This window comes from Delftia acidovorans SPH-1 (assembly GCF_000018665.1).
Lineage (GTDB): Bacteria > Pseudomonadota > Gammaproteobacteria > Burkholderiales > Burkholderiaceae_C > Comamonas > Comamonas acidovorans.
The window spans coordinates 6,405,519-6,432,192 of record NC_010002.1; the positions used below are offsets into that span (position 1 = coordinate 6,405,519).

The 26,674-nt window shown below is 69.0% G+C and carries 24 protein-coding genes, 1 pseudogene and 1 riboswitch; of the genes and pseudogenes, 19 read left to right on the plus strand and 6 right to left on the minus strand.

The features are described from left to right. Nucleotides 1–7: 7 nt before the first annotated feature. The 3 genes from DACI_RS29075 to DACI_RS29085 all read right to left on the minus strand — a co-directional run bounded on the left by DACI_RS29075 (nucleotide 8) and on the right by DACI_RS29085 (nucleotide 4,148). Nucleotides 8–2,248, minus strand: coding sequence for a TonB-dependent receptor (locus tag DACI_RS29075; RefSeq protein WP_012207549.1), 2,241 nt, complete (start codon nucleotides 2,246–2,248; stop codon nucleotides 8–10). Nucleotides 2,249–2,376: 128 nt separating this feature from the next. After that, nucleotides 2,377–2,657: riboswitch (cobalamin riboswitch) on the minus strand. 54 nt (nucleotides 2,658–2,711) lie between these two features. Next, complete coding sequence (locus DACI_RS29080) at nucleotides 2,712–3,587, minus strand: CHAD domain-containing protein (RefSeq protein ID WP_012207550.1); 876 nt, start codon at nucleotides 3,585–3,587, stop codon at nucleotides 2,712–2,714. Nucleotides 3,588–3,656: 69 nt separating this feature from the next. Beyond that, on the minus strand, nucleotides 3,657–4,148 hold the full coding sequence (locus tag DACI_RS29085; protein ID WP_012207551.1) for a YbaK/prolyl-tRNA synthetase associated domain-containing protein: 492 nt from the start codon (nucleotides 4,146–4,148) through the stop codon (nucleotides 3,657–3,659). A 66-nt stretch (nucleotides 4,149–4,214) separates the two neighbouring features. Between DACI_RS29085 and DACI_RS29090 the strand changes: the two genes are divergently transcribed. Beyond that, a complete protein-coding gene (locus DACI_RS29090) occupies nucleotides 4,215–4,856 on the plus strand; it encodes a helix-turn-helix transcriptional regulator (protein ID WP_013800599.1) in 642 nt (213 codons plus the stop codon). Between the two features lie 44 nt (nucleotides 4,857–4,900). Continuing rightward, nucleotides 4,901–5,863 carry a threo-3-hydroxy-L-aspartate ammonia-lyase gene (locus DACI_RS29095; protein WP_012207553.1) on the plus strand — a complete coding sequence of 321 codons (963 nt, stop codon included), beginning with the start codon at nucleotides 4,901–4,903 and terminating at the stop codon, nucleotides 5,861–5,863. A gap of 31 nt (nucleotides 5,864–5,894) precedes the next feature. Here DACI_RS29095 and DACI_RS29100 read toward each other — a convergent pair whose 3' ends face one another. After that, nucleotides 5,895–6,629: an NUDIX hydrolase gene (locus DACI_RS29100; RefSeq protein WP_012207554.1), complete on the minus strand. Its 735-nt coding sequence runs from the start codon at nucleotides 6,627–6,629 to the stop codon at nucleotides 5,895–5,897. A gap of 88 nt (nucleotides 6,630–6,717) precedes the next feature. Here DACI_RS29100 and DACI_RS29105 point away from each other — a divergent pair, with 88 nt between their 5' ends. The 7 genes and pseudogenes from DACI_RS29105 to DACI_RS29135 all read left to right on the plus strand — a co-directional run bounded on the left by DACI_RS29105 (nucleotide 6,718) and on the right by DACI_RS29135 (nucleotide 12,939). Further along, nucleotides 6,718–7,791, plus strand: a complete 1,074-nt coding sequence (locus DACI_RS29105; RefSeq protein ID WP_012207555.1) for an SPFH domain-containing protein — start codon at nucleotides 6,718–6,720, stop codon at nucleotides 7,789–7,791. After that, nucleotides 7,778–8,710 (plus strand): diacylglycerol kinase catalytic domain-containing protein, encoded by a 933-nt coding sequence (locus DACI_RS29110; RefSeq protein ID WP_012207556.1) that lies wholly within the window; start codon nucleotides 7,778–7,780, stop codon nucleotides 8,708–8,710. The genes DACI_RS29105 and DACI_RS29110 overlap by 14 nt, the downstream gene beginning before the upstream one ends. Nucleotides 8,711–8,766: 56 nt before the next feature. Continuing rightward, a pseudogene (locus DACI_RS29115) lies at nucleotides 8,767–9,347 on the plus strand (RNA 2'-phosphotransferase). Then, on the plus strand, nucleotides 9,325–9,936 hold the full coding sequence (locus DACI_RS29120; protein WP_043782941.1) for an HAD family hydrolase: 612 nt from the start codon (nucleotides 9,325–9,327) through the stop codon (nucleotides 9,934–9,936). Before DACI_RS29115 ends, DACI_RS29120 begins: the two are co-directional and overlap by 23 nt. A 28-nt stretch (nucleotides 9,937–9,964) precedes the next feature. Continuing rightward, on the plus strand, nucleotides 9,965–10,546 hold the full coding sequence (locus DACI_RS29125) for an NADAR family protein (protein WP_012207558.1): 582 nt from the start codon (nucleotides 9,965–9,967) through the stop codon (nucleotides 10,544–10,546). Further along, a complete protein-coding gene (locus DACI_RS29130; RefSeq protein WP_012207559.1) occupies nucleotides 10,543–11,511 on the plus strand; it encodes an ADP-ribosylglycohydrolase family protein in 969 nt (322 codons plus the stop codon). The genes DACI_RS29125 and DACI_RS29130 overlap by 4 nt, the downstream gene beginning before the upstream one ends. Nucleotides 11,512–11,832: 321 nt before the next feature. Beyond that, nucleotides 11,833–12,939: a fimbrial protein gene (locus DACI_RS29135; protein ID WP_225971010.1), complete on the plus strand. Its 1,107-nt coding sequence runs from the start codon at nucleotides 11,833–11,835 to the stop codon at nucleotides 12,937–12,939. 15 nt (nucleotides 12,940–12,954) lie between these two features. Here DACI_RS29135 and DACI_RS29140 read toward each other — a convergent pair whose 3' ends face one another. Further along, entirely contained in the window at nucleotides 12,955–13,368 is a 414-nt protein-coding gene (locus tag DACI_RS29140) for a lysozyme inhibitor LprI family protein (protein WP_012207561.1), read from the minus strand. Nucleotides 13,369–13,592: 224 nt separating this feature from the next. Here DACI_RS29140 and DACI_RS29145 point away from each other — a divergent pair, with 224 nt between their 5' ends. The 10 genes from DACI_RS29145 (at nucleotide 13,593) to metC (ending at nucleotide 23,579) form a co-directional block, all read left to right on the plus strand. Further along, nucleotides 13,593–14,453: a transporter substrate-binding domain-containing protein gene (locus DACI_RS29145; protein WP_012207562.1), complete on the plus strand. Its 861-nt coding sequence runs from the start codon at nucleotides 13,593–13,595 to the stop codon at nucleotides 14,451–14,453. A gap of 101 nt (nucleotides 14,454–14,554) precedes the next feature. After that, complete coding sequence (locus DACI_RS29150; RefSeq protein WP_043783718.1) at nucleotides 14,555–15,469, plus strand: transporter substrate-binding domain-containing protein; 915 nt, start codon at nucleotides 14,555–14,557, stop codon at nucleotides 15,467–15,469. Next, nucleotides 15,466–16,284, plus strand: coding sequence for a transporter substrate-binding domain-containing protein (locus DACI_RS29155; protein ID WP_012207564.1), 819 nt, complete (start codon nucleotides 15,466–15,468; stop codon nucleotides 16,282–16,284). Before DACI_RS29150 ends, DACI_RS29155 begins: the two co-directional genes overlap by 4 nt. Next, nucleotides 16,281–17,840, plus strand: a complete 1,560-nt coding sequence (locus DACI_RS29160; RefSeq protein WP_012207565.1) for an FAD-binding oxidoreductase — start codon at nucleotides 16,281–16,283, stop codon at nucleotides 17,838–17,840. The genes DACI_RS29155 and DACI_RS29160 overlap by 4 nt, the downstream gene beginning before the upstream one ends. Beyond that, nucleotides 17,837–19,108 carry an aminotransferase class I/II-fold pyridoxal phosphate-dependent enzyme gene (locus DACI_RS29165; RefSeq protein ID WP_012207566.1) on the plus strand — a complete coding sequence of 424 codons (1,272 nt, stop codon included), beginning with the start codon at nucleotides 17,837–17,839 and terminating at the stop codon, nucleotides 19,106–19,108. Before DACI_RS29160 ends, DACI_RS29165 begins: the two co-directional genes overlap by 4 nt. Then, nucleotides 19,105–19,854: an amino acid ABC transporter permease gene (locus DACI_RS29170; RefSeq protein ID WP_012207567.1), complete on the plus strand. Its 750-nt coding sequence runs from the start codon at nucleotides 19,105–19,107 to the stop codon at nucleotides 19,852–19,854. The genes DACI_RS29165 and DACI_RS29170 overlap by 4 nt, the downstream gene beginning before the upstream one ends. Further along, on the plus strand, nucleotides 19,844–20,665 hold the full coding sequence (locus DACI_RS29175; protein WP_012207568.1) for an amino acid ABC transporter permease: 822 nt from the start codon (nucleotides 19,844–19,846) through the stop codon (nucleotides 20,663–20,665). The genes DACI_RS29170 and DACI_RS29175 overlap by 11 nt, the downstream gene beginning before the upstream one ends. After that, the gene (locus tag DACI_RS29180) at nucleotides 20,652–21,662 is read left to right on the plus strand and encodes an amino acid ABC transporter ATP-binding protein (protein ID WP_012207569.1); all 1,011 of its coding nucleotides are present in this window, start codon (nucleotides 20,652–20,654) and stop codon (nucleotides 21,660–21,662) included. Before DACI_RS29175 ends, DACI_RS29180 begins: the two co-directional genes overlap by 14 nt. Before the next feature lie 25 nt (nucleotides 21,663–21,687). Then, nucleotides 21,688–22,359: a cysteine dioxygenase family protein gene (locus DACI_RS29185; protein ID WP_012207570.1), complete on the plus strand. Its 672-nt coding sequence runs from the start codon at nucleotides 21,688–21,690 to the stop codon at nucleotides 22,357–22,359. Next, nucleotides 22,356–23,579: a cystathionine beta-lyase gene (gene metC / locus DACI_RS29190; RefSeq protein ID WP_012207571.1), complete on the plus strand. Its 1,224-nt coding sequence runs from the start codon at nucleotides 22,356–22,358 to the stop codon at nucleotides 23,577–23,579. The genes DACI_RS29185 and metC overlap by 4 nt, the downstream gene beginning before the upstream one ends. An 812-nt stretch (nucleotides 23,580–24,391) precedes the next feature. On the opposite strand, the gene DACI_RS29195 is transcribed toward metC, so the two are convergent. Beyond that, on the minus strand, nucleotides 24,392–26,605 hold the full coding sequence (locus DACI_RS29195) for a rhodanese-like domain-containing protein (RefSeq protein WP_043782946.1): 2,214 nt from the start codon (nucleotides 26,603–26,605) through the stop codon (nucleotides 24,392–24,394). Between the last annotated feature and the right edge of the window lie 69 nt (nucleotides 26,606–26,674).

Here is a 26,674-nt window from a genome sequence, read left to right on the forward strand (position 1 = left end):
GTGATCCTCAAAACTCTGCTTGCAGGCCGACCATGAGTTCGCGGCCCGCCATCGACGTTCCGCAGCCGCCGTTCTGGTACGCCGGGTTGGCGATGCAGGGCGCGCGGTCCAGTGCGATGAAGATGGGATGGCGGTTCAGGTCGAACAGGTTGTTGACGGCTGCGAACAGCTTGACGCCGCGCGACACGCGGTAGTCGGCACGCAGGTTCCAGATGGTGAAGGCGCCCTTGCGGTGGATGAAGGTGCTGCTGGGCTCGCCCTGCGGGATGAGCAGCGCCTCTTCCGTGTCGTACCACATGGGACCGCGCAGCAGCGTGGACAGCTGCAGGCTCCAGTCGCCCTGCAGGCGCCCGCTGCCGCGCCCGTAGCGCACGCCGGCCGAGGCCTCGTAGCGGTACATGCGCTGCACCTTGTCGGTGTTGGCCGAGGCTGGCGATCCCTTGTCCCGCATGCTGAAGTGGTAGTAGCCGCCAGCCCAGGCCTTGAGCTGGTGGCCCGTCAGGTTCAGCGCCCGCGCCAGGTCCATGTCGGCCTGCATTTCCAGGCCGCGCGCCACGATGTCGGCCGCGTTGTTGGCGTAGTCCGAGGTGTTGGTCGTCGCCCCGCGCGAGACGGTGATGATGCGGTCGCTGATGGTGTTCTGGAACAGGGCCGCATCCACGCGCCAGCCGGGCTGCTGCAGCGCGGCGCCGACCTCGATCTGGCGGCTGGTCTCGGGCTTGAGGTTGGGGTTGCCGAAGGTGCGGCCACCGCCGACGGCCGTGAAGTCCGAGGCCAGCTCCGTGGCCGTGGGCGCGCGGAACCCCGTGGAGGCCGCAGCGCGCAGCGTGAGCCGGTCCGTGGCCTTCCAGGTGGCGCCGGCCGACCAGGTGTGGTTGTCGTAGTCGCGCGTGCTGGCCTGGGCCAGGGCCAGGTTGGGCGTCTCGTCGAAACGCGTCGTGCCCCAGGTCTTGCGCAGGCCGGCACGCAGGGTCAGGCGGTCGTCGAACAGGGTCTGCGCGTCCTCGAAGTACAGCGCGTGCACCTGCTCGGTCTGGTTGTTATCGTAGGGCGCGACCTGGCCCGCCGGGCCGCCCGGCATGGCCACGCGCAGGCGGTCGGAGCGCAGCTTGCTGCGCTCCCAGTCAAAGCCCATCAGCAGGTCATTGGTCTGGCTGACACGCAGGCGCGGCTGAAAGCGCAGGCCCGTGGCGTCCAGCTGGCGGTGGTTGTAGTCGCGCGCCGTGCCGGGCACGGCGCTGTTGCCCGAGCGGATCACGGGCGATGCCCAGTTGAACTCATCGGTATCGACCAGGCTGTAGAGGTGGGTCGTCCAGCTCAGGCGCTGGCCGGGCAGCGCGCCCTCGTAGGTCAGGTCCAGCGAGCGGTTGCTGCGGTTGTCTCGGCTGTAGATGTTGGCGCCCGATCCGCGAAAGCCCGCGTTGTAGATGCCGTCCGTGCGCAGCTGCAGCTCCACGCGGTGCAGCTCGTGCAGCTGCCAGCCCAGGGCGCCGCTGGCGCCGCGCCGCTTCCAGCCCGTGTTCTCCATGCGCGTGCCGCCGTCGCCCGACTCGTAGTCGCCGCGCCCGCCTGCGCTCACGCCGAAGTACCAGTCGAAGCGGTCATTGGCGCCGGCCGTCTGCGCATCGGTGCGCCACAGGTCCCATGAACCGGCCTGGACCTGGGCGCGCGTGCCGGGCGCCGTCGCCCCCGTCTTCATGATGATGTTGACCACCCCGCCCATGGCCTGGCTGCCGTAGATCACCGAGGACGGGCCGCGCACGATCTCGATGCGCTCCACATCCGAGGGGCTGAGCTTGGACAGGTTGGCCGTGCCCGCGCGCCGGCCGTTGACCAGCACCAGCACCTGGCTGCGGAAGTCACGCCCCTGGCCGTCGGTGGAGGCGCCGCGCAGGTTCATCGAGGTCTGGGCCGCCGTCCATTCGCTGAGAAAGCCCACGGCGTTCTCGGCCAGCAGGTCGGTGACCGAGCGCGCGCTGGAGCGCTCTATGGCCTCGCGGTCGATGGTCTGCGTGGTGCCCGCGATGCGGCTGCGCGCCTCGGGCCGCGCGGTGGCGGTCACGAAGACGGCATCCAGCGCATCGTCGGCGGAGTCCGCGGAGCGGCCCGAAGCCGGCTCCTGCGCGGCGCCGGCCGCTGCAGCGCAGCTGGCCAGCAGGACGGCGGCCGCTGCGGGCCGCAGGCTGGAGACAAGAGGGAGAACAGAGAGAAGGCCGGAGGAATCGGCGGCCGAAGAAGCGAAGCGCATGCGTTGACCCAACTGCCCCACTCACCCGCGGGGCCTATCGTCTGAACCACGCCGCACAGCGCGCACGCCGGAGCCGGCCACGGCAGCGCAGGCTGGGGCCGGACCGGACAGGCGCACTCCCGCGGCGTCCGAAAGCAATGCAGAAGGCCGGTATCCGGGCTTGCGGAACGCTGCGGCGCGCAGGGTGGGCGCGCTGCGGCAGGCATCCCCGCCTTCCCATGCCCGAGAAGGACACAGTGGCTTGCGGCGCGTGGTTTGGGGCGCGTCCGCGTGGGGAGTTGTATTCCGCTGACCGTTGCGGGGGCAGCGCAGGCATTGCGAGCGGCCACCTCGATGGCATCGCGCACCTGCTTCCCGTTGAACCCCTGGCCGGTGAACGGCATGGGGCACCTTCAGCAACAGCGCACCGCCACGGCCCAGGGGCTGCGGCGGTGCGCCAGCGGCGGATTATCGCTGATGCTGTCTAGAGCCAGAAGCCCGGCACCCGGGCCAGCGCCCGCAGCGCGCGGCGGCTGCTGCGCGCGCTGGTGGCCAGGCGGGCCTGCAGGTAGCCGGCCGCGAACCAGGCGCGCGGGTCGCGCGCGGCCTCGGCATGGAAATGCTCGGCCGCCACGGCCATGTCGTTGTGCAGGCCCAGCGCGTCCTGGGCGGGCACCAGCGCCTCGGCAAAGCGCCGGCCCTTTTTTCCGGGCCACATTCCGGGCGCGAATTCCCGCGCAAAGTCCGCCAGGTAGCGCAGGCGCTTGAGCCGCTTGCGCACGCGGTGCTGCTGCGCCAGCGGCAGGCGGTCGAAGTGCCGGCCATCGCGCAGCACCTGGCGGTGCAGGCGCGCCAGCCGCCGTGCCAGGTACTTGCGCGTGCCTGCGGCGGACAGGCGGGCAAAACGGGCCGATGGCTCTGCCTGCGGCGCCTGCGCCAGCGCCTGGATCTCGGCCAGCGCCTGAAGGAATGGCGGCTCGCGCACGGCAGCGGCTGCATCCGCCTGCACGGCCTGCGGCGCCTGCCAGTCGCACAGGGGCGCATGGGCGGCCTGCAGCAGCGGGCGCACCACATCGGCCAGCGTATCGGCATCGCGCAGCGTGCCCAGTTGCGCAAAGGCCTGGGCCAGGGGTTCATCCCATTCGGCGCGCATGCCGGGCGCCAGCCCTGCGCATTCGCGCAGCACGGTGCGCAGGCGCCGCAGGGCCACGCGCAGCTGGTGAATGGTCTCGGCATCGCTGCCACCGCCCTCCAAAACCGCCAGATGCGACTGCACCTGGGCCAGGGCAGCAGTCAGCGCCGCACGCACAAAGCCGGCCGCATCGGGCCGGTCAGGGTGCTGCTTCGCAGGGGTGGACATGGTCAGGCAAGGAGATGTGGACGTTGCCGACGATTGTGGGCGCAGCGCCGCGCCAGGGTCAATCCATGGTCAATCGGCGCCCTCCCCGCTCAGGCTGTGCAGCGCGGGCCGGGCAATGCGCACATAGTCGGCCGAGTCCAGCACGATGGAGCGGTCCAGCCGGCCCGCGTTGAAGGCGATCTCGCCAAAGCGCTCGACCAGGGCCGGGTCCACCACCAGGCGCACCTGCGGGTTGAAGGAGAACGGCGGCACCGATCCCATCACGCAGCCCGTGGCGGCCTGGGCCTCCTCGGGCGAGGCCAGCGTGGCCTTGCGCACGCCCACGGCCTGGGCCAGGCGCTTGAAGTCCAGCTTGCGGTCGCCGGGCAGCACGGCCAGGAACAGCTGGGGATCGCCCGCACCGGCCGCATCGCGGCTCTTGCAAAGCATGGCCTTGGCGCCCTGGCCGGGGGCGGTGCCCCGGATTTCGGCGACCAGGTCAGAGCGGCCTTCGGCCGGATGTTCCAGCACGCGAAAACGCGCGCCCTGGGATTGCAACAGGTCTACAAGGGTGTCGAACATGGTGGAAAGCGCAGAGAAGTCGGCTGGATTTTGACATTTTGTCCAATTCAAAACAAAATGTCCAATATGACCCAACGAACCCCTGAACAGCGCCAGCTTCTGGACCAGCTGGCCCAGATCGCCGAAGGCCTGGGCCAGACCTTTGCCCCGTTCTGCGAGGTGGTGGTGCATGACCTGCTCGACCCCTCCCACGCGGTGCTGGCCATCCACAACAACCTGTCGGGCCGCGAAGTGGGCCAGGGCGCGACGGAGCTGGGCCTGGCCCGCATCCTCGACCCCGGCTACGAGCAGGTCATCGCCAACTATCCCAACCAGTTCGCCGATGGCCGCCAGGCCAAGAGCACGTCCATCGGCATCCGCGACTCCGAGGGCCGCTACATCGCCGCCCTGTGCATGAATGTGGACCTGACGATGTTCCAGGGCTTCCAGGGCATGCTCAACCGCTTTGCCGCCGTCAGCGGCGACACCCCCGCGCGCGAAATGCTGGACCCCACGGGCGCCGGCGCAGGCGCCGACACGGTGCGTGCCCGCATCGACCAGTTCGCGGCCCGCCTGGCGACCACGCCGCGCGCCCTCAAGCCCGAGGAGCGCCGCGCCCTGGTCCGCGAGCTCAAGGGCGCCGGCCTGCTCGATGTGCGCCGCTCCATGGAGACCATTGCCGCCCACCTGGGCGTGTCGCGCGCCACGGTCTACAGCTACGCCAAATAGCTTCCGGCACCCCGCCGGTCTGCAACCCCTTCTCTCCCGTACCGATGACAAGCCTTCCCACCTATGACGACGTGGCCGCAGCGGCCCAACGCATCCAGGGCCATGCCCACCGCACGCCCGTGCTCACCTCGCGCACGCTGGACGATGCGCTGGGCGCCCGCGTCTTTCTCAAGTGCGAGAACCTGCAGCGCATGGGCGCCTTCAAGTTCCGCGGTGCTTTCAACGCCCTGTCTCGCTTCAGCCCGGCGCAGCGCAAGGCCGGCGTGGTGGCGTTTTCCTCGGGCAACCACGCCCAGGCCATCGCCCTGGCAGCCCGGCTGCTGGAGATTCCCGCCACCATCGTCATGCCGCATGACGCGCCCGCCGCCAAGGTGGCGGCCACCAAGGGCTATGGCGGCCAGGTGGTGGTCTATGACCGCTATACCGAAGACCGCGAGCAGATCGGCCGCGACCTGGCCGAGCGCCACGGCCTGACCCTGATCCCGCCCTACGACCATGCCGACGTGCTGGCCGGCCAGGGCACGGCCGCCAAGGAACTGTTCGAGGAAACCGGCCCGCTGGACGCCCTCTTCGTGCCGCTGGGCGGCGGCGGCCTGCTGTCGGGCACGGCCCTGTCCACGCGCGCGCTCAGCCCCGACTGCGCGCTCTACGGCGTGGAGCCCGAGGCCGGCAACGACGGCCAGCAGTCGCTGCGCGCGGGCCGCATCGTCCACATCGAAACGCCCAAGACCATTGCCGATGGCGCCCAGACCCAGCACCTGGGCGGCATCACCTTCCCCATCATCCAGCGCGACGTGACTGACATCCTCACCGCCAGCGATGCCGAGCTGGTCGACGCCATGGGCTTCCTGGCCACGCGCATGAAGCTCGTGGTCGAGCCCACCGGCTGCCTGGGCCTTGCCGCCGCGCGCCAGAAAAGCGAAGAGCTGCGCGGACGGCGCGTGGGCATCATCCTCAGCGGCGGCAACGTGGACATGCAGCGCTTTTGCAGCCTGCTGGGCGCCTGATCCTGATCCTGGCCCTGATCGAAGGCCGCCCTCACCCCCGCGGGCTGAAGGTGCGCGGAAACACCACGGGCGCGCTGCGGTCGGCCAGGCGGTAGCCCATGGCCGGGCGGCGTGACGTGCCCTCCACCTGGCCGGCCTCCACCAGAAAGCCAGCCGCCATCATGCGCGTGCGAAAACCGCTCTTGTCCACGGGGCGGCCCAGCACCACCTCGTAGGCCTGCTGCAGCTGCGGCAGCGTGAAGGGCTCGGGCAGCAGAAAGGCCGGCAGCGAGGTGTATTCCACCTTGCCCCGCAGCCGCTCCACCGCTGCGCGCAGGATCTCGCCGTGGTCGAAGGCCAGCGCAGGCTCGCGCAGCAGTTCATCGACGGCAAACCACGACACATCGGCCGCATTCGCGCCCTTGGCCAGGATCAGGTCGTGCCCCGGGATCAGCGCGAAATACACATGCGTGGCCGACCAGCCACGCGGGTCGCGCGCCGCGCCGCCCCAGCTTCCCAGTTGCTCCAGGTAGGGGCTGTCCACACCCGTCTTGTCCAGCAGCTTGCGCCGCGCGCAGGCCAGCAGGTCCGCGTCCTGGCGCACATCCACAAAGCCGCCGGGCAGCGCCCACAGTCCCGGAAACGGCTCGCTGCCCGCCGTGGGGCGCTGCACCAGCAGCACCTGCAGGGCATCGTCGGCCACCGTGAAGATGACCACGTCCACCGTGGTGAACGGGCGCGGGAAGTCCAGCGCGCCCTGCGGGGATGGGGAATTTTTTTCAGCCATAGGATGGATTGTGCTTGACGTACCGGATTTTAAGTTGCACTATGCAACCCATACGAGTTGTACAGAACAACTTAAAAGGAGAAGCACCATGTTCGGCATCCGTTTCATCAAGTCCCAACCCACGGTCCACCTCATGCAGTTCCGCGCCGGCAAGGTGGTACGCGAGGGTGCGGGCCAGTCCTTCTTCTACTACGCGCCCACCACCACCCTGGTCGCGGTGCCCGTGGGCAGCCAGGACTGCCACTTCATGCTGGAGCTGGTGACGGCCGACTTCCAGAGCGTCACCGTGCAGGGCCAGGTCACCTACCGCATCAGCACACCGCGCCAGACCGCCACGCTGATGGACTTCTCCCTGGCGCGCGACGGCCAGAAATACCTGTCCGAAGACCCGCAGCGCCTGGGCGACCGCGTGACCATGCAGGCCGAGGTCATCATCCAGCAGGCCGTGCAGGCGCTGGAGCTCAAGCAGGCGCTGCGCTCCTCGGCACTCATTGCGCGCACGGCCCAGCAGGAGCTGGCCGCCCAGCCCGAGATCGAGGCGCTGGGGCTGGAGATCCTGGGCGTCTCGGTCATGGCCGTCAAACCCACGCCCGACATCGCCCGCGCCCTCGAGGCCGAGGCGCGCGAGTCCAACCTCAAGGCCGCGGACGACGCCGTCTATGCCCGCCGCATGGCTGCCGTGGAAAACGAGCGCGCCATCCGCCAGAACGAGCTCGATACCGATGTGGCCGTGGAAAAGAAAAAGCGCCAGATCCGCGAGGCCCAACTGGAAGCCAAGGCCGCCCAGATGCGCAAGGAAAACGAGCTGCGCGCCGAACAGATGTCCGCCGACGTGGCGCTGGAGACCAGCCGCCGCGACTTCGTCGAAGGCCAGGCCGCCAACAGCCGCACCCTGGCCGAGGCCGAGGCTTACCGCGTGGGCGCCGTCATGCAGGCCCTGGAAAAGGCCGACCCGCGCATCGTGCAATCGCTGGCCGCCGTGGGCATGCAGCCGGGCCAGCTCATCGCCCAGGCCTTTGGCGGCATTGCCGAGAAGGCCGAGCGCATCGGCCAGCTCAACGTCTCGCCCGAGCTGCTGCAGTCGCTCATGGGCGCCGGTGCAGGCCATGCAGCTGCCGTGGCCGATCCCGAACCCGCAAGGAGCCGCCGTGAACGCCAATGAACGCAAGACCGTGCTGGTGGTGCGGCGCACGCGGCTCGATGAGCTGGTGGCCAGGTACCACACGCTGTCCCAGGCGCGCTTCTACATCGAGCACCTGGGTGCAGACTTCGGCGACTACCTGCGCGAAAGCGCCGCCTACGCCACCGCCCTGCAGGCCGTGGTGCAGGCGCTGGAGGCGCGCGGCCGCTACCAGATCGTGGACCGCGCCCTGGTGCCCAACTTCGTCTTCGGCGCCGACGACATCGTCGTGGCACTGGGCCAGGACGGCATGGTGGCCAACACCATGAAATACCTGGACGGCCAGCCGCTCATCGGCGTCAACCCCGAGCCCGCGCGCTGGGACGGCCTGCTGCTGCCCTTCGCCCCCGCCGACCTGGCCGCCCTGCTGGGCGACGTGGCCGCCAACCGCCGCCCCACGCGCGCCGTCACCCTGGCCGAGGCACGCCTGAGCGACGGCCAGGTGCTGCGCGCCGCCAACGACCTGTTCATCGGCCCGCGCAGCCACACCTCGGCCCTGTACGACATCGCGCTGGGTGACCGGCACGAATCCCAGTCGTCCTCCGGCCTCATCGTCGCCACGGGGCTGGGCTCGTCTGCATGGATCAAGAGCATCGTCACGGGATCGATGGGCATTGCCCGCGCCGTGCGCGGCGCATCCACCGACTTCGACTACCAGCCCTTCGCCTGGGATGCGCCACGCCTGGACTTCGCCGTGCGCGAGCCCTTTCCCAGCCGCTCTTCCACGGCCGAGCTGGTCTACGGCCAGGTCACGGCCGGCCAGCCGCTGACCCTGCGCTCGCGCATGCCCGACCATGGCGTCATCTTCTCGGACGGCATGGAAGCCGACTACCTGCAGTTCACGGCGGGCATGCAGGCCACCATCGGCCTGTCGGACCGGCAGGGCTGCCTGGTGGTGTGAAGCCCGAAGCACGGACAATCATCGACACAACAAGAAAATCCATGGAAATGGACCGTATGAACAACAAGAACACACTGACATCGACCAGCAAATTCATGAGCCTGGTCCTGCGCCACAACCCCGGCCGCGCCGGACTCGCCCTCGACGCCCAGGGCTGGGTCTCCATAGACGCATTGCTGCGCGGCGCCCAGGCGGCCGGCCGCAACATCTCGCCCGCACTGCTGATGGAGGTGGTGCAAAGCTGCCCCAAGCAGCGCTTTGCCATCAGCGCCGACGGCCTGCGCATCCGCGCCAGCCAGGGGCATTCCGTGCAGATCGACCTGGGCCTGCAGGCCAGCGTGCCGCCGCAGCGCCTCTACCATGGCACGGCCACGCGCTTTCTGGACTCCATCCTGCGCACCGGCCTGGACCGGCGCAACCGCCACCACGTGCACCTGACCGACAACCTGGCCACGGCCCGCTCCGTGGGCCAGCGCTATGGCCGGTTGGTGCTGCTGGAGATCGATGCGGCGCGCATGCATGCCGATGCCTGTTCTACCGCTCGGACAACGGCGTCTGGCTCACGGACAGCGTGGCACCGCACTACCTGCGCGTGCGAGCCGAAGAGGAACACGATGAAACCCATCATTGCCCTTGACGCCGATGGCGTGCTGCTGGACTACAACCGCGCCTATGCCGGAGCCTGGGAACGCGCGTTCGGCCAGCGCCCCGCCGAGGCCGACCCCCATGCCTACTGGGCCATGGACCGCTGGGCCGTGCAGGCGCTGGACGGCGAGCGCCTGCAACAGTTCAGGGCCTGCATGGACGACGACTTCTGGCGCAGCATTCCCGCGCTGGGCAATGCCTTGCAGGCCTGCCACGACCTGCAGGGCGCTGGCTACGAACTGGTCTGCGTGACGGCCCTGGCGGCGCGCTTCGAACAGGCCCGCCTGGGCAACCTGCGCGACCTCGGCTTTCCCATCGACCGCGTGATCGCCACGGGCCGGACCACCGGCCTGCGCAGCCCCAAGGCAGACGCCCTGCAGCGGCTCGGCCCGGTCGCTTTCGTGGACGACTATCTGCCCTACCTCCGGGACATTGGCCCGGGCATTCACGCGGCCCTGGTGTGCCGTGGCCCGAACGGCACGCCCAACACCGGGCCGGACCTGGTCCACGCCCACTCGCAGCACGCAGACCTGATGGCCTTCAGCCAGTGGTGGCTGCAGCAAGCTCCATCGCATTCCTGAAACGGCACACACGGCAACGAGACAGCCCATGACAACCACAGACCACATCGCCTCCCTGCAAGACCTCCAGCACGCCATGGCCCAGGGTCTCACCCCGCGCTTCCTGCCGTTCTGGGGCCACCAGCCTGCGGCCGATGGCTCCATCGGCAAGACCTGCATGAGCCAGTGGTTCGAGGCGGGCTTCGAGGTCGAGGGCCAGCACTACCCCACGGCCGAGCATTTCATGATGGCGGGCAAGGCACGGCTGTTTGGCGACGAGGCGGCGCACGCGGCCATCGTGCGCTGCCGCACGCCGGGCGAGGCCAAGAAGCTGGGGCGTGGCATCCAGGGCTTCGATGAAGCGGCCTGGGTGGCCGCGCGCATGGACATCGTGGTGCGCGCCAACGAGGCCAAGTTCTCCCAGAACCCGGCCCTGGCCCGCTATCTGCTGAACACGGGCGACCGCGTGCTGGTGGAGGCCAGCCCCGTGGACGCCATCTGGGGCATCGGCCTGGCCGCCGACGATGTGCGCGCCACCGACCCCGCGCGCTGGCAGGGCCTGAACCTGCTGGGCTTTGCCCTCATGCAGGTGCGCGCGCGGCTGCGCAGCACCGCTCCTGACCGACCATGAGCGCGAGCACGGGCATGGCCATGGACACGCTGGACCGATACCGTGGCGCCCTGCTGGGCCTGGCCTGTGGCGACGCCGTGGGGACCACGCTGGAATTCCAGCCGCGCGGCAGCTTTGCGCCGCTGACCGACATGGTGGGCGGCGGCCCCTTCTCGCTGCCCGCAGGCAAGTGGACCGACGACACCTCCATGGCCCTGTGCCTGGCCGAAAGCCTGCTCCAGCGCGGCGGCTGCGACCCGCAGGACCAGATGACGCGCTATGCCAACTGGTACGAATGGGGCTACTGGAGTTCCACCGGCAACTGCTTTGACATCGGCATGGCCACCAGGGCGGCCATCCAGCGCTTCCTGGCCACCGGCGATCCGCTGGCCGGGTCGCCCGACCCGGACCAGGCCGGCAACGGCTCCCTGATGCGGCTGGCGCCCGTGCCCATGTTCTTCGGCCCTGACGAGGACCTGGTGCAGCGCATGGCTGAACTCAGCTCACGCACTACCCATGCGGCACCTGAATGCCTGCAGGCCTGCCGCCTGTTCGCCGTGGCGCTGTGCCGGGCACTGCAGGGACTGCCCCGGCAGCAGGTTCTGGACCTGGGCGGCGTTCTGCAAGACGGCGCCAGCCCGCGCCTGCGGGAGATTGCCCGTGGCGACTATCGCGACAAGCCGGCCGCACAGATACGCGGCAGCGGCTACGTGGTGGACAGCCTGGAGGCGGCCCTGTGGTGCTTTGCGAGGCATGACAGCTTTGAAGGCGCGGTACTGCAGGCCGCCAACCTGGGCGATGACGCCGACACCACGGCAGCCATCACGGGCCAGTTGGCCGGAGCCCTCCACGGCGCCAGCGGTATTGCGGACCGCTGGCTGGAACGCCTGCACCTGGCCCCTGAGATCACAGCCCTGGCCGATGCGCTCTGGCAAGCCGCCAGAGGTGCCAGGGACGCTTCTCCGACCGCACCTCTCAGCAACTGAGCCGCCTGGCGCGCTCACGACAGCCGCCGGGGCCGCGAGCGGACTGGACCTGGCTTGTCTGCGCGACCGCCCTCGCACCCGAGCTCCGTGACACGCGCGCCTTGCTCTTTGCGAATGGCGTGCATGGGGCGGCTTTTGACTGAGCCACGCTCCATTTTCAGAGCAGTCTGATTGCATCACCTCATATCTTCGGCGTAGAGTGCGAAATACCAAAGAGGCCACCCATCGAATGATTCGATGCTTTCATTTCCAGCCCCTCATTATTCACTCAAAAGTTCAATAAAACTATTGCGTGATATTTTCGAGAATCATACTTCAGCAATGGACCGAATCAGTATCATGCATTTCTCTTGCATCCCCTCATTTGTCTTGCGAGTACGCCGCCTTGCATTGATCGCCCTTCCATTTCTCATCGCTTTTTCAGCGGCAACGATGAACACCAATGCCTTTGCCGGGGGCGTATTCTCCCCCACCAGTTCCAGCATTTCACTGCCCGAGGAAATAACAGTACCCGGAAATTACGCCAACGGATCGACGCTATGGAAGTCTACGGCAACCGTATTTAATCTTAAAGCAGTGCTGAACACGGCATTCGAGTACGATGTTTCCAAAGCCGTTGTATTCGCCAATGTTCAATCCGGGACCAAGACGCCCGGATACAATAATGTCTACGGCACCAATATTCCCGGCATTGGAATCCGCTGGTGGGCAACATGGCGAGGCCCCAGCGCTCCCAATGGCAGAACCATGCCCATTACCACCGAATCAGAAAATCATTCGGGCGCGCTGGGCTATTTCTGGAATAGCTCATACCCCCAGGATGTCTGGTTCGAGCTGGTGAAAACCGGCAGCGTTTCCGCTGGCACCCTAACGGGCTCCGGGATGAACGTCGAGATGCGATTCCAGTGCCCCGGCTGCATCGCAGGAAACGTCAACCTGTCCGGCCGCACCAGGGTGGTGGTCGGTCCCTCCTGCTCGGTGGCCGCCTCGACCATCTCCGTACCCATGGGCGCTGTGCCCATCCTGCGATTCACGGGCCTCCAATCCACCTCCATCCCCCAGCACTTCGACATCACGCTGGAATGCAAGGGCGGCGCGCCCGAAAGCGTTCTGCGTCCCCACATCACGCTCACCGATGCCAACGACACCAGCAATCAGAGCACCGTCCTGACCTTGAGCCAGGCCACGTCAGGCGGCAAGCCGGTTGCCACCGGAATAGGCATACAGATACTGAAGGATGGCACCGCTCTCGGCTACGGCCCGGACTCCAACGTGCCTGGCAACACCAACCAATGGAGTGCGGGAACCATCGCCCAGGGCGTTGCCCAGTTCAAGATCCCGCTGACTGCCAAATACGTGCAGACCGCTGCGGCAGTCACGACGGGGCAGGCCAATGGCAGGGCCACCTTCACGCTGAACTACCAGTGAGCAGCGTCCCCGCCCTCAGGGCTTCTTGTCCAGCTGCATTTCCCAGGACTTGAGCTGTTTGGCGCGGGCGCGGGCGAAGTCGCTCCAGCAATTGGCGCGGGCATCGTCCTTGGCAAAGCTGGCGGAATTGAATTCAGAGAGGAACTCGCAGGCACTGCGTGCGTACTGCACCCAGTTCCTCTGCGCCACTTCCAGCTCTTCCGACGCCTGGGGCATGCGGGCCTTGAGCTTGAGCGACAGCGAGACGTAGGCGGCCTTGACCATGGCCACGTTCTGCTCGTGCAGGCAGGCGCGCACCTCGGACATGTTGGTGGAGCTTTCCTCGCAATTGCCCGAGCTGGTGGGATTGGCGGCCCAGGCCACGGGGCTGGCACACAGCAGGGCGGCGCAGGCGAGAGGGGCGAGTAGGGACGCTAGGGCTTGGTGCATGGAAGAGGGCTCGCTGGGAGGTGCCGGTGGGCGCAGCACCCCGGCCGTCGCGATTACACCATCGACCCGCCCTGCTTCGGGCCCACATTTCCCTGGTGATCACCCTGATGCAGCGACGCAAAGCGCATAAACATGCTCCCAAAGCTTTGTTGCCGTGGGTCAAGGGCGGCCAGAAGATGCGGGCGTACGCATCTTTCGTTCGTCCCGACCGCCCCGCTCCCGCCATGCACACAAGCCCCACCCTGCGCCGCCAGCCCCGCGCCACCCTTTCCGCATCCCTGACCTTCATCGCCGCCGCGCTGGCCCTGGCCTGCACCCAGGCCCGGGCCGATGCCACGCTGGACAAGATCAAGCAGCGCGGCAAGGTCACCATTGGCGTGCTGGTCAATGGCGGGCCCTTCGGCTCCATCGACCCGTCCACCCAGCAGCTGGTGGGCTGGAACCCCGAGCTGGCACGCGCCCTGGCCAAGGGCCTGGGCGTGGAGGCCGAGCTGGTCCAGGTGCAGACCGCCACGCGCGTGCAGTTTCTGCAGGCCGGCAAGGTGGATCTGCTGATCGCCTCCATGGAGCTGAACCCCGACCGTGCCGAGACCCTGGGCTACGCGCCCACGCCCTTCTACCGCGTGGGCGGCATTGCCGCCGTGCGCAAGGGCAGCGGCATCGCCAGGTGGGAAGACCTGCGCGGCAAGCCGGTGTGCGTGTCCCAGGGCAGCAGCTTTGCCAAGCCGCTGGCCAGCGAGTACGGCGCCCAGGTGCATGGCTACAAGAGCTCGTCGGACTCGCTGTTGGCGCTCAAGGGCGGCAACTGCGTGGCCGCCGTGCATGACAGCACGCTGATCTACCCGCTGCTGCGCAGCAACCCCGAATGGGCGCAGTACTCGGCCCCCATCGCCGGCGAGGTGCTGCCCGCGCCTTCCGTGGTCTGGACCCGCAAGGGCGAGGCCGACACCATCGCCGCCGTGGACAAGGTGGTGCAGGACTGGCACCGCACGGGCTGGCTGATCGCCGCCGAAAAGCGCGTGGGCATCGAGCCGGCCAACCCGCTGCTGCCCGAGCTGCAGGCCAAGTTCAAGTCCGCCAGCTGACCGCCGACCGCCACGGCGGTCCACCCCTGCTTTTTTTCGACCACCCAGGCCCAGGCCCCGCAAGACGGGGCCGGGCCTTCCGTTCCCTGATGGATTCACGCATGCCCCGCCTTCTTTCCCCCCTTGCCGCCGCCCTGGCCCTGCTGCTGGGCGCCGGTGCCGCCCACGCCGATGCCACGCTGGACAAGATCAAGCAACGCGGCAAGCTGTCCGTGGGCATCGACGGCGCCAGCCCGCCGTTCGGCGTGCTGGACCCCGCCACCGGCAAGACCGGCGGCTACCAGACCGAGCTGGCCGCCGACATCGCGCGCCGCCTGGGCGTGCCGCTGGAGACGGTTCCCGTGACCGCCTCCACGCGCGTGCAGTTCCTGCAAAGCGGCAAGGTGGACCTGTTGATCGCCAACATCCAGTGGACGCAGGAGCGCAGCGAGATCCTCTCGTTCGCGCCCACGCCCTACGACCTGATCGGCGGCGGCGCCCTGGTGGCCAAGGCCAGCGGCATCAAGCGCTGGGAAGACCTGCGCGGCAAGGTGGCCTGCGTGTCGCAGGGCAGCAACTTCGCCAAGCCCCTGGCCGAGAGCTATGGCGCCGTGGTCAAGGGCCTGCGCGGCATTCCCGAGTCGCTGCTGGCGCTCAAGGGCGGCACCTGCGCGGCTTCGGTCCATATCCAGCCCGCCCTTTATGAAAAGCTCACCGGCCCGAATGCAGCCGAGTGGAAGGACTTCGAGCTGGGCACGCAGGACCAGTTGATTCCCTCGCCCACCGTGGTGTGGACGCGCCGCGGCGAGACCGACACCCAGGCCTTCGTGGACAAGGCCATCCAGGACTGGCACCGCACGGGCTTTCTGCTCAAGGTGGCCCGCGCCAGCGGCGTGCCCGACACCTGGATCGCCGAGCGCCACGAACACGCGCTGAAGGGCCTGTTCGACCGCGCGCCCTACGACTTCGCGGTGTATGCGGCAGCACAGGCCGATGCGCAGGCAACCAAGGCCGCCGCCAAGGGAGCCAAGCCATGAAGCCGACTCGCACCGCACTGGCGGCCCTGCTCGCCCTCACGGCCCTGGCAGCCCATGCCGACGCCACGCTGGACCGCATCAAGCAGCGCGGCAAGATCGTGGTGGGGGTGATGCTTTCGGGGCCGCCGTTCGGCACCATCGACCCCGTCACGCAAAGGCACGTGGGCTACAACGTGCAGCTGTCCGAAGGCGTGGCCAAGGGCCTGGGCGTGGGGGTGGAGACCGTGCAGGTCCAGCCGTCCAACCGCGTGCAGTTCCTGCAGCAGGGCAAGGTGGACATCCTGATCGCCAACATGCAGTGGACACAGGAGCGCAGCGAGATCCTGTCCTTCGTGCCCACGCCGTTCGAGGAAGTCGGCGGCGCCGCCATCGCCAAGAAGAGCAGCGGCGTGCGCCAGTGGGACGACCTGCGCGGCAAGCCCGTGTGCGTGTCGCAGGGCAGCAATTTCACCAAGCCGCTGGCCGATCAATACGGCGCCCAGATCAAGGCCTTCCGGGGCCAGCCCGAGTCGCTGCTGGCCCTCAAGGGCGGCAACTGCGCGGCCGCCGTGCATGTCAGCCCCACACTGCGCGAACTCGTGGCCAGCAATGCGGACTGGAAGGACTACGAGATCGTCTCGCCCGCCGACATCATTCCCTCGCCCTCGGTGATCTGGCTGCGCAAGGGCGAGTCCGACACGCAGGCGGCCATCGACCGCATCGTGCAGGACTGGCACCGCACGGGCTGGCTGATCGAGGTGGAGCAGCGCAACGGCATGACGCCCACGCCGCTGCTGCACCAGCTGCACGACAAGTTCAGGAAGGCGCCCGCATGAGCACCCACACCAGCACCAACACCAACACCAGCACCAGCGGCCACATCACCGGCCCCGCCGACCTGGTCACCGCGCTGCGCCACGCCCTGGGCGACGCCCATGTGCTCACGGGTGCCGATGCGGCCGGCTACCTGACCGACCAGCATGGCCGCCTCACGGGCCAGGCCCTGGCCGTGGCACGGCCCGCCGACACGGCCCAGGTGGCGCAGCTGGTGCGCCTGTGCCGCGCCCACCGAACGCCCATCGTGGCCCAGGGCGGCAACACCGGGCTGATGGGCGGCGCCACGCCCGACGCCTCGGGCCACGCCGTCCTGCTGTCGCTGGCGCGCCTGAACCGCGTGCGCGCCATCGACACCGACAACGACACCCTGACCGTGGAAGCCGGCGCCGTGCTGGCCCATGTGCAGCAGGCAGCGCGCGATGCGGACCGGCTGTTTCCCCTCAGCCTGGGCTCCGAGGGCAGCTGCACCATTGGCGGCAACCTGTCCACCAACGCGGGCGGCACCCAGGTGCTGCGCTACGGCAACGCGCGCGAGCTGGTGCTGGGCCTGGAAGTGGTGACGGCCGAGGGCGACATCTGGGACGGCCTGCGCGGGCTGCGCAAGGACAACACCGGCTATGCGCTGCGCGACCTGTACGTGGGCAGCGAAGGCACGCTGGGCATCATCACGGCGGCCACGCTGCGCCTGCATCCGCTGCCCCGCGCCCAGCACACGGCCCTGCTGGCCTTTGGCTGCATACGCGATGCGGTGGCCTTCCTCAGCCAGGCGCGGGCGGGCTTCGGCGCCAGCCTGACGGCGTTCGAGCTGATGTCGGACACGGCCCTGGGCCTGATAGCCCGCCATGTGCCCGAGCAGCCGATACCGCTGGCGGTCAAGGCGCCCTGGTTTGCGCTGATCGAGCTGTCCGACAGCGAGGGCGAGGACCATGCGCGCCAGCGCTTCGAGTGCGTGGTGGGCCAGGCCTTCGAGGACGGCCTGGTCACCGATGCCGCCATTGCCGAGAGCCTGCAGCAAAGCCAGGCCCTGTGGCGGCTGCGCGACCAGGCCCTGGGCGAGGCCCAGCGGCGCGACGGCCGCAACATCAAGCACGACGTGTCGGTGCCCATCTCGCGCATCCCCGACTTTCTTGCGGCCACGGCCGCGCTGCTGCAGGCGCGCTTTGGCGCCGTGCGGCCCGTGGCCTTCGGGCACCTGGGCGACGGCAACCTGCACTACAACGTGTCGCACGCGCCGGACAGCACGCCCGCGCAACTGTTTGCCCAGGAAGACGCCATCCACGAGGTGGTGCACGACAGCGTGCACGCCCATGGCGGCTCCATCAGCGCCGAGCACGGCGTGGGCCAGACCAAGCGCGACCTTCTGCCCCGCTACAAGAGCGCCGTGGAGCTGCAGCTCATGCGGCGTATCAAGCAGGCCTTCGACCCGCTGGGCCTGCTCAATCCCGGCAAGGTGCTGCAAGCCCTGCCGGACGATTTGCCGCACGATTTGCCGCACGACTTGCCGCAGGTTTCTCCAACGCCAGCCGCCGCATTACAGGAAGGCACCACGCCATGACCACGCCCTTTCCCCTTTCGCAGCGCGTGCAGCGCGTCAGGCTCTCGCCCAATGCCGCGGCCAGCGCGCGGGCCACGGCCCTGGCCCGCCAGGGCCGCGACATTATTGCGCTGACCACGGGCGAGCCCGATTTCGACACGCCCGAGCCCATCAAGCAGGCCGCCATCGCGGCCCTGGCCCGTGGCGAAACCAAGTACACGCCCACGCCCGGCACGGCCGCGCTGCGCCAGGCCATCAGCGCCAAGTACCGGCGCGAGAACGGGCTGGACTTCGACGCCGGGCAGATCATCGTCAGCAACGGCGGCAAGCAGGTGATCTACAACGCGCTGGCGGCCACGCTGGATGCGGGCGACGAGGTCATCGTGCCCGCGCCGTACTGGCCTTCGTTTCCCGACATCGTGCGCGTGAACGACGGCACGCCGGTCATCGTGGACTGCGGCATTGAGCAGGGCTTCAAGCTCACGCCAGCCGTGCTGCAGGCCGCCATCACGCCGCGCACGCGCTGGCTGGTGCTGAACACGCCGGGCAACCCCTCGGGCGCCGTCTACAGCCGCGAGGAGCTGGCCGCCCTGGCCCAGGTGCTGCGCCAGCACCCGCAGGTGCTGGTGCTGCTGGACGAGCTGTACGAGCACATCTGGTTCACGCCCCAGGCCCCCGCGCACTGGCTGGCGGTGGCCCCCGACCTGCGCGAGCGCACGCTGCTGGTCAACGGCGTCTCCAAGACCTATGCCATGACCGGCTGGCGCATCGGCTGGGGCGCAGGCCCGGCCGCGCTGGTGCAGGCCATGGTGGTGATCCAGTCGCAGGCCTCGTCAGGGCCCAATTCCGTGGCCCAGGCCGCAGCCGCGGCGGCGCTGCAATCGCCCGACCAGAGCTTTGTGCAGCAGGCCCGCAACGCCTATGCGCGGCGCGCGCAACGGGTCACCCAGGCGCTGGCCCAGGTGCCGGGCCTGGCCCTGCTGCCGCCGGGCGGATCGTTCTTTGCCTTTGTGCACTGCGGCGCGCTGATAGGCCACCTGCGCCCGGACGGCCAGCCCATCGCCAGCGACACCGACCTGACCGAATGGCTGCTGGAGTCCGAAGGCGTGGCTGCCGTGGATGGCGGGGCCTACGGCCTGTCGCCGTACTTCCGCATCTCCACGGCCGCCAGCGACGAGGTGCTGGCCGAGGCCACGGCCCGCATCGCACGCGCCGTGGCCGCGCTGAAAGACCCCGCTGCGCAAGCGCAAGCGCATGCACAGCCGGCCGCCCTGGAGGCCGTGCCATGAACGACAGCCTGCTTGCCCAGGGCGTGCAAGCGCTCAAGGTCCTTGGCCTGAACTACGCCTTCGTGCTGGACGTGTCCGAGCGCCAGGCCTTTGTGCGCGGCATGTTCGTGACCGTGCAGCTGGCCCTGCTGACCATTGCCGGCAGCCTGGCGGCCGGCGTGGCGCTGGCGGCGGCCCTGACCTCGGGCCGCGCCTGGCTGGCACGGCCCGCGCGCGCCTTTGTGGAGGTCACGCGCAACACGCCCACGCTGGTGCAGCTGTACTGCGCCTTCCTGGTGCTCAACATGCTGATCACCCAGCAGCTGCGCGACTGGGGCGCGGGCAACAACCCGCTCACGCCCTTTGTCTGGGTGGTGATCGTGGTCTCGCTGCACAAGGGCGTGTTCCATGCCGAGGCGCTGCGCGCCGGCATCGAGGCCGTGCCCGCCACCACGCTGGAGGCCGCGCGCTCGCTGGGCTTTTCGCAGCGCCAGCTGCTGGTGCGCGTGCAGCTGCCGCTGGCCGTGCGCTTTGCCCTGCCCTCGCTGACCAACAACCTGGTGGACCTGGTGAAGATGACGGCCGTGGCCTCGGCCATTGCCGTGGGCGATGTGACCTACGAGTCCATCATGATCTGGTCGCAGCGCGACAACGTGCTGGAGCTGCTGCTGCTCATCCTGCTGTGGTTCGGCCTGCTGACCTGGCTGGTCAGCCTGGCGGGCCGCTGGCTGGAACAACACCTGAGGATGCCCGGCTATGGCCAATGAAGCCACCCTGAACACCGGCGGCGCGCCCCGTCCGCTGCCCGCCGCCCTGCTGCGCGCGGCGCGCAGCCCCTGGCTGATCGCAGGCGCCGCACTGCTGGCCCTGTGCGCCTGCTGGGCCGCCACGGACAGCGCCCCGCCTGCCTTCGTGCACCTGTGGAAATGGCTGCCCGCGCTGCTGCGCGGCCTCCTGGTCAACATCGAGATCAGCGTGCTGGCCGTGGCCATCGGCACCGTGGCCGGCCTGGTGCTGGGCGCCCTGTCGCTGTCGCCCACGCCGGCCGTGCGCACGGGCGTGCGCTGGTACGTGCAGCTGTTTCGCAATGCGCCCATCCTGGTGCTCATCTACTTCACCACCTATGTGTTCCCGTTCGAGCTGAAGCTGGTGGGCTGGACCTTTCCGTTCCCCGACTGGGTCAAGGTGGTGCTGGGCCTGGCCCTGCCCACCAGCGCCAACGTGGCCGAGATCTTCCGGGGCGCCATCCAGTCCATTCCCAGCGCGCAGTGGGAGGCGGCCCAGTCGCTGGCCTTTCGCCGCAGCGAGATCTTCCGCCTCATCGTGCTGCCGCAGTGCGTGCGCCGCATGCTGCCGCCGTGGATGAACCTCTACGCCAGCATCACCATGAGCACCTCGCTGGCCTCACTGGTGGGCGTGCACGACGTGGTAGACACCGCCCAGATCGCCAGCAACACCGTGGCACGCACGGACTTCACCATCCTTGTGTACTTCACGCTGCTCGCGCTGTTTTTCGCCTATTGCTATCCGATTGCCCGCGCCACCCGCGCCCTGGAGCGACGCCATGAAAATCACTGAAACGCTCCCCCTGAGCGGCTTCGCCGCTTCCCCCTCTCTCGCTTCGCGGGAGGGGGACGACACCTTCGCTGCGGGGCGGCCCTTGCTTGGCGTCCCTGAGTCGGGCAGCGCTGGCACACACCACGTCACCCAAGCGGTGCATAGTGCCGCCTCGGCAGAGTCCGGCACGGCGCCCGCCCTGGTCCACCTGCAGGATGTGCACCTGTCCTTTGGCGACAACCAGGTGCTCAAGGGCATCGACGTGCAGGTGCGGCGCGGCGAGGCGGTGACCATCATCGGGCCCTCGGGCTCGGGCAAGTCCACCATCCTGCGCTGCATCACCGGCCTGCTGCGGCCCCAGCGCGGCGCCATCTCGGTGGCGGGCACGCGCGTGGATCAGCTGCGCACCGAGGCCGAGCTGATCGCCCTGCGCAAGCGCGTGGGCTTCGTCTTCCAGCAGTACAACCTGTTCCCCCATCTGTCGGTGCTGGAGAACCTGGTCATCGCCCCCACGCGCGTGGTCGGCCGCGACCGCGCCACGGCCGAGCGCGAGGCCCGCGCCCTGCTGCAGAAGGTGCGCCTGGACCACAAGGAATCCGCCTACCCCGGCGAGCTGTCCGGCGGCCAGCAGCAGCGCGTGGCCATTGCGCGTGCCCTGGCCATGCGGCCCGAGCTGATTTTGTTCGACGAAGTGACCTCGGCCCTGGACCCCGAGACCGTGGGCGAGGTGCTGACCGTGATCCGCGACCTGGTCAGGGACGGCATGACCTGCGTGCTGGTCACGCACGAAATGCGTTTTGCCGAAGAGGTCAGCGACCAGGTCTATTTCACCGAGGCCGGCCGCATTGTCGAGCACGGCCCGGCCGCCCAGATCTTCGGCAGCCCGCGCAGCGAGCGCACGCGCGAATTCCTGCAGCGCGCCCTGGGCGATGGCGCCCGGCCCAGGCCTGCGCCAGCCGCCCCGGCCACACCGGCCACAGCGCCGCTGCCCTTCAACAGCCTGCGCTTTGCCCTTTGATCCCCCACCTCCAGGAGCACACCCCATGACCGCAGAAACAACGACTGAAACCCCGGCCGGCACAGGCGCAGATACAGGCACCCATACAGACGCCGCCGCCCGGCGCCGCCAGGCCGTGGACGCTGCCCTGGCCGACGTGCGCCAGCTGCTGCAGGCCGGCGCGCCCGACCGCAGCACCCTGTCGGCCATCACCGCACGCCTGGAGCAGCTGGCCGCGCACAAGGCCTTGTTCAGCCGCTCGGACTTCCCCCCGCCCGCGCAGACCGAGGGCGTGGGTGCCTCCACGCGCTACCGCCTCAACCCGGTCGATGGCGATGCGGGCCTGGCCCTTTACCTGAACTCCATCAACCCCGGCAAGACCACGGCCCCGCACAACCACACGACCTGGGCCGTGATCGTTGCCGTCGAAGGCCAGGAGCTCAACCGACTCTACGAGCGCACGGACGACCGCAGCGACCCCGCACGCGCCAGCATCCACCTGGCGCGCGAATTCACCGTGCAGCCGGGCGCCTCCATCGCCTTCCTGCCCGATGACATCCACAGCATTGCCGTCGTGGGCGAGCAGCCCACGCTGCACTTCCATCTCTACGGCCAGCCGCTGGAAACCCTGAGCGGCCGCGTGGCCATCGACCCCGACACCGGCGAAGTCAAGAACTACAACGCCGCCTACTTCCGTCCCAGCGAGGCCGTGGCATGAGCACCCCCCAAGACAAGCACCGGCCGCTGGGCCCGTCGACCCGCCTGCTGCACGCAGGCACGCCGCAGCTGCAGGGCGGCTCCGGCCCCGTCAACGTGCCCGTGGTGCGCACCAGCACCGTGCGCTTTGCCGACAGCGCCGCCTACGCCGACCTGCACCACCGCCGCGAGGCCGGCGAGCGTTTGGCCTCCTACGGCCGCCACGGCCTGGACACGCACCGCGCGCTGGAAGACGCCGTGGTCGCGCTGGAGGGCGGGCACCGTGCCTTTCTCACGCCCTCGGGCCTGTCCGCCATCACCCTGGTGCTCATCGCCCTGCTATCGCCCGGCGACCATGCCCTGGTGGCCGACAGCGTCTACTCGCCCGTGCGCCGCGTGGACGCCACCTTGCTGCAGCGCCTGGGCATCACGCTGGAGTACTTCTCGCCCTCGCGCGACGATCTGGCCGGCAAGATCCGCCCCAACACCCGCCTGGTCTACCTGGAATCGCCCAGCTCCCTGCTCTACGAGGTGCTGGACCTGCCCGCCCTGGCCGCCGTGGCGCGCCGGCACGGCATTGCCGTGGCCACCGACAACACCTGGAGCGGCGGCTGGTTCTACCAGCCCCTGGAGCACGGCGCCAACCTCTCCATCCAGGCCGCGACCAAGTACATCGCCGGCCACTCCGACGTGATGCAGGGCATCGTCATCACCGACGGCCCCGCGCTGTCCAAAAAGATATCCACCGCCTACGAGGCCCTGGGCCTGACCATAGGCGCCGACGACGCCTACCTGGCACTGCGCGGCCTGCGCACCCTGCCCGTGCGCCTGGCCCAGCACCAGCGCCACGCCACCGAAATCGCCCAGTGGCTGGAGCAGCAGCCCCAGGTCGGCCGCGTCTTCTACCCGGCCCTGCCCTCCGATCCCGGCCATGCGCTGTGGAAGCGGGACTTCAGCGGGGCCAGCGGGCTGGTGTCATTCGCGTTTGCCGAAGGGGTGGACGCCGGTGCCGGCGCCGTGTTCGTTGACTCGTTGCAGCAGTTTGCGCAGGGTGCTTCCTGGGGCGGGTATGAGAGCCTGGCGCTGGTGGCGCAGCCTGAGCGGTTGCGGGAGCACAGTGTGTGGACGGGGACTGCGCCTGTGGTGCGGCTGCATGTGGGGCTGGAGGATCCTTTGGATTTGATTGCGGATCTGGAGAGGGGGTTTGGGGTGGTGGTGGAGCGGTTCAGGTTGGCTGCCTGAGATTTTTTGGGCTCTGCTGCGTTTGCTGCGTGCGCTGCGTTTGCTGCGTGGTGCTGCGCTTGCTGGTTCTGACCCTGCCGGGGGGGTTCTTTTCGAGGCCGGGTCTCGGCCCGGCGGCCGACCTACTTTCCTTTGTTTCGCCAAAGGAAAGTAGGCAAAGCAAAGGCGACCCGAATGTCCGCGACCCCTTCGCTTCGCTGCGGGGCAACCTGCGTCGTGGCGGTTGCGGGGTTCGCCGTGAAACTCTCTTCGCGCTGCGCGCTACGTTCAAACATCACGGCGAGTCAGATCACGAAGCAGTCCTGTCCTTCGGCAGGACTGCAACCCCGCAACCACCACGCCGCAGGCGCTGACATACGGGGAGTTTGCCCGGGCCTTCGCTTCGCTCGGCCCCTGGTTTGAAGCCGAACGCAGTGATGGCGCCGGCTGTTGGCTGTTGGCTGTTGGCTGTTGGCTGTTGGCTGTTGGCTGTTGGCTGTTGGCTGTTCCCCAGCCTCCCCCCTTCTGCCCACGCCTGCGTTGGGCGGGATGCGGGGTGGCAAGCCTGCCGAAGGACAGGCTTGCTTCGTCATCTGACTTGCCGCAGTTGTTTGAGCGGCGCGCGAAGCGCAAAGCGAGTTCTGCGGCACACCCCGCATCCCGCCCAACGCAGGTCGCCCCGGAGCGCAGCGCAGGGGTCGTGGGCAGTTTGGGGCGCGCTTCTTTGCTTCCTTTCTTATCGCGCGATAAGAAAGGGAGTCGGCCGCCGGGCCGAAACCCGGCCTCGAAAAACAACCACCCGGCAGGGACAAAAAGCAGACCCCGAGCCAGACTCAAACAGCAGGCACCAGCCGAATCCCAGAAGCCCACCCATCCCGCTCCAACTGCTCAACCAACCCCAACTCCCAATCCAGATAAGCCCGAAACCCCGCATCCCTCAACCCCAGATCCCGATGCGCATAAGGGCTGTACCACTGGTCATCATCCCCCGTCAGCACATCCGCATCCCCCTGCCCCAGCGGCAGCCCGGCAGCAGCCCAGGCAGAAGTGCCACCGACGACGGAACGCACATCGCGCCCAGTGCGCGCCGCCAGTTCGGCCGCCACGCTGCGCGCCAGCACGCCGTCCGGCGAGGTCAGCACCACGACCTGGGCCGGCGGCAGGGCCTGCACGAAGGAGGGCAGACGATCAGGCACGGCAAAGCGCGCACCGGCGATGTGCTGCTTCTCGAAGGCGGGCCGGCTGTCCACGTCGAAGACGATGGCGCGGCCTTCGCCCAGCAGTTCCTGCGCCTGCTGCACGGACAGCTGGGGCGCAGGCGCGTGGGAGGCGAGCACGCGCACGGGTTCGGCACCGACCTCCAGGGTGGCCAGCGCGGGCGGAACGTAGGTGAAGACTTCCCAGCCCAGCTGGGCCAGCCAGGCGCCGGTGGTGAGGGCGCGCACGCCGTCCCAGTCGGCCAGCACGATGCGTGCGCCGCGCGTGGCCGCGTATTCGTCGGTGGCCTGCACGAGTTGGCCGCCCGGCGCCCAGCGCCAGCCGGGCAGGTGGCCGGCCTGGTATTCCTCGCGGGTGCGCACGTCGAAGCGGTAGAGCGTGCGTTCGGTGGCTTCGGACTCGAAGCGGGCCAGTTCGGCCGCATCAATGGATTGCACGCCCGCGCGCTGTGCCACGCTGGCTGCGCGTTCGCGTGCCGTGGCCAGGGCGACGGCGCCGGGCTCGGGCAGCGGGGTGCGGCGGCCATGGGCCAGCCTGCGGCCGGTGAGCAGCCAGTCCATGGTGCCGTTGCGCAGCGAGACGACCTGGTTGGGAATGCCGGCGTCGATCAGGGTCTGCGCGCCCGCGATGGAGCGCGTGCGGCCCGCGCAGTTGACGACGACCAGGGTGTGCGGGTCCGGGGCGATTTCGCCGATGCGGTAGACCAGTTCGGCCCCCGGCACGCTCAGGGCAAAGGGCAGGCTGAAGGCCGCGAATTCCTCGGGCGTGCGGCTGTCGACGACGACGATGTTGTCGCCGCGCTGCACGCGCGCGCCCAGTTCGTCCGAGGTGATCCAGGGCGTGTGCTTTTCATGCTCGATGACTTCGCCGAAGGCCTTGCTGGGCACGTTGGTGCCGCTGAAGATTTCCAGCCCTTCGGCCGCCCAGCCTTCGGTGCCGCCTTCGAGCACGGAGACGTTGGGCCAGCCCAGGCGCACCAGCTTGGCGGCGGCTTCATGGGCCAGCGTGCCGTCGCCATCCACCAGCACGATGCGCGTTCCCCGGCGCGGCACCAGGCGGTCGATGAGCTGCTCCAGCCGCCAGGCCGGGGCCGGCGCCGCGAACAGGATGTGGCGGTGCGCGAAGACACCGGCCTCGCGCACGTCGAGCACGGCGATTTCCTCGCCGTCGGCCAGGGCCTGCCGCAGCGCGGCGGGCGTGACCAGCGCATGGCGAATCGACTTGGGCGGGCCGAAGGTGCGGAACGTGCCGCCCTCCAGGCTCTCGAAGACCACGCGCTCGGGCATGCGCTCCAGGCCGCGCCCGTAGAAGTGCAGGTGCAGGCCGGGTTCCTCGCCGATCAGCTCGATGGTGTGCACGTCGGTGGGCGTGAGCACTACCGAGGTTCCGCTGCCCACATCGACGCTGCGCCCCACCGCCAGGGTGTCGCGCAGCGGGTCGTCGGTCTTGCCGCGTGTGAAGAACACGTTGCGCTCCACGCCTTCGACGCCCGCGATGATGGCCCAGGTGGTGTGGTCATGCGGCGGCTGGGACTTGCCCGGCAGGCCGGTGGACAGGTACAGCGCATAGCGCCCGCCCAGGTCTTCGCTGAGGCGGTAGACCTGGGCCGGGTTGCTGGCCGAGACGGGGAAGTGCGCATGCGGGAACAGTTCGCGCTGCAGGCCCAGCGCCTCCAGCTCGCGGGCCACGGCCTGCAGTTGCTCGGGCGTGGCCCGCTCGGGATCGGGGAGCAGGCGCCGGGCCGTGGCGATGAAGCCGGTGATGGCGGCTGCGCGGCGGCTGGCCACGTCGCTGCCGCTGAAGTCGATGGAGAGATGGGTCTGTGTCATGGGAGTGCCTGGGAGGACGTTCGCGGGAGGACACGAAGTTAGGCCTCTCCCGCCCCGGCGCCAACGACG

Excerpts from the sequence above, each read along its gene's own strand:
- DACI_RS29170 (WP_012207567.1), top strand. The coding sequence starts at position 19,105 with ATGAACGACAGCCTGCTTGCCCAGGGCGTGCAAGCGCTCAAGGTCCTT.
- DACI_RS29155 (WP_012207564.1), top strand. The coding sequence starts at position 15,466 with ATGAAGCCGACTCGCACCGCACTGGCGGCCCTGCTCGCCCTCACGGCC.
- DACI_RS29150 (WP_043783718.1), top strand. The coding sequence starts at position 14,555 with ATGCCCCGCCTTCTTTCCCCCCTTGCCGCCGCCCTGGCCCTGCTGCTG.
- DACI_RS29160 (WP_012207565.1), top strand. The coding sequence starts at position 16,281 with ATGAGCACCCACACCAGCACCAACACCAACACCAGCACCAGCGGCCAC.
- DACI_RS29105 (WP_012207555.1), top strand. The coding sequence starts at position 6,718 with ATGTTCGGCATCCGTTTCATCAAGTCCCAACCCACGGTCCACCTCATG.
- DACI_RS29130 (WP_012207559.1), top strand. The coding sequence starts at position 10,543 with ATGAGCGCGAGCACGGGCATGGCCATGGACACGCTGGACCGATACCGT.
- DACI_RS29100 (WP_012207554.1), bottom strand. The coding sequence starts at position 6,629 with ATGGCTGAAAAAAATTCCCCATCCCCGCAGGGCGCGCTGGACTTCCCG.
- DACI_RS29135 (WP_225971010.1), top strand. The coding sequence starts at position 11,833 with ATGGACCGAATCAGTATCATGCATTTCTCTTGCATCCCCTCATTTGTC.
- DACI_RS29120 (WP_043782941.1), top strand. The coding sequence starts at position 9,325 with ATGAAACCCATCATTGCCCTTGACGCCGATGGCGTGCTGCTGGACTAC.
- DACI_RS29095 (WP_012207553.1), top strand. The coding sequence starts at position 4,901 with ATGACAAGCCTTCCCACCTATGACGACGTGGCCGCAGCGGCCCAACGC.
- DACI_RS29080 (WP_012207550.1), bottom strand. The coding sequence starts at position 3,587 with ATGTCCACCCCTGCGAAGCAGCACCCTGACCGGCCCGATGCGGCCGGC.
- DACI_RS29075 (WP_012207549.1), bottom strand. The coding sequence starts at position 2,248 with ATGCGCTTCGCTTCTTCGGCCGCCGATTCCTCCGGCCTTCTCTCTGTT.
- DACI_RS29185 (WP_012207570.1), top strand. The coding sequence starts at position 21,688 with ATGACCGCAGAAACAACGACTGAAACCCCGGCCGGCACAGGCGCAGAT.
- DACI_RS29140 (WP_012207561.1), bottom strand. The coding sequence starts at position 13,368 with ATGCACCAAGCCCTAGCGTCCCTACTCGCCCCTCTCGCCTGCGCCGCC.
- DACI_RS29195 (WP_043782946.1), bottom strand. The coding sequence starts at position 26,605 with ATGACACAGACCCATCTCTCCATCGACTTCAGCGGCAGCGACGTGGCC.
- DACI_RS29085 (WP_012207551.1), bottom strand. The coding sequence starts at position 4,148 with ATGTTCGACACCCTTGTAGACCTGTTGCAATCCCAGGGCGCGCGTTTT.
- DACI_RS29180 (WP_012207569.1), top strand. The coding sequence starts at position 20,652 with ATGAAAATCACTGAAACGCTCCCCCTGAGCGGCTTCGCCGCTTCCCCC.
- DACI_RS29175 (WP_012207568.1), top strand. The coding sequence starts at position 19,844 with ATGGCCAATGAAGCCACCCTGAACACCGGCGGCGCGCCCCGTCCGCTG.
- DACI_RS29090 (WP_013800599.1), top strand. The coding sequence starts at position 4,215 with ATGACCCAACGAACCCCTGAACAGCGCCAGCTTCTGGACCAGCTGGCC.
- metC (WP_012207571.1), top strand. The coding sequence starts at position 22,356 with ATGAGCACCCCCCAAGACAAGCACCGGCCGCTGGGCCCGTCGACCCGC.
- DACI_RS29165 (WP_012207566.1), top strand. The coding sequence starts at position 17,837 with ATGACCACGCCCTTTCCCCTTTCGCAGCGCGTGCAGCGCGTCAGGCTC.
- DACI_RS29145 (WP_012207562.1), top strand. The coding sequence starts at position 13,593 with ATGCACACAAGCCCCACCCTGCGCCGCCAGCCCCGCGCCACCCTTTCC.
- DACI_RS29125 (WP_012207558.1), top strand. The coding sequence starts at position 9,965 with ATGACAACCACAGACCACATCGCCTCCCTGCAAGACCTCCAGCACGCC.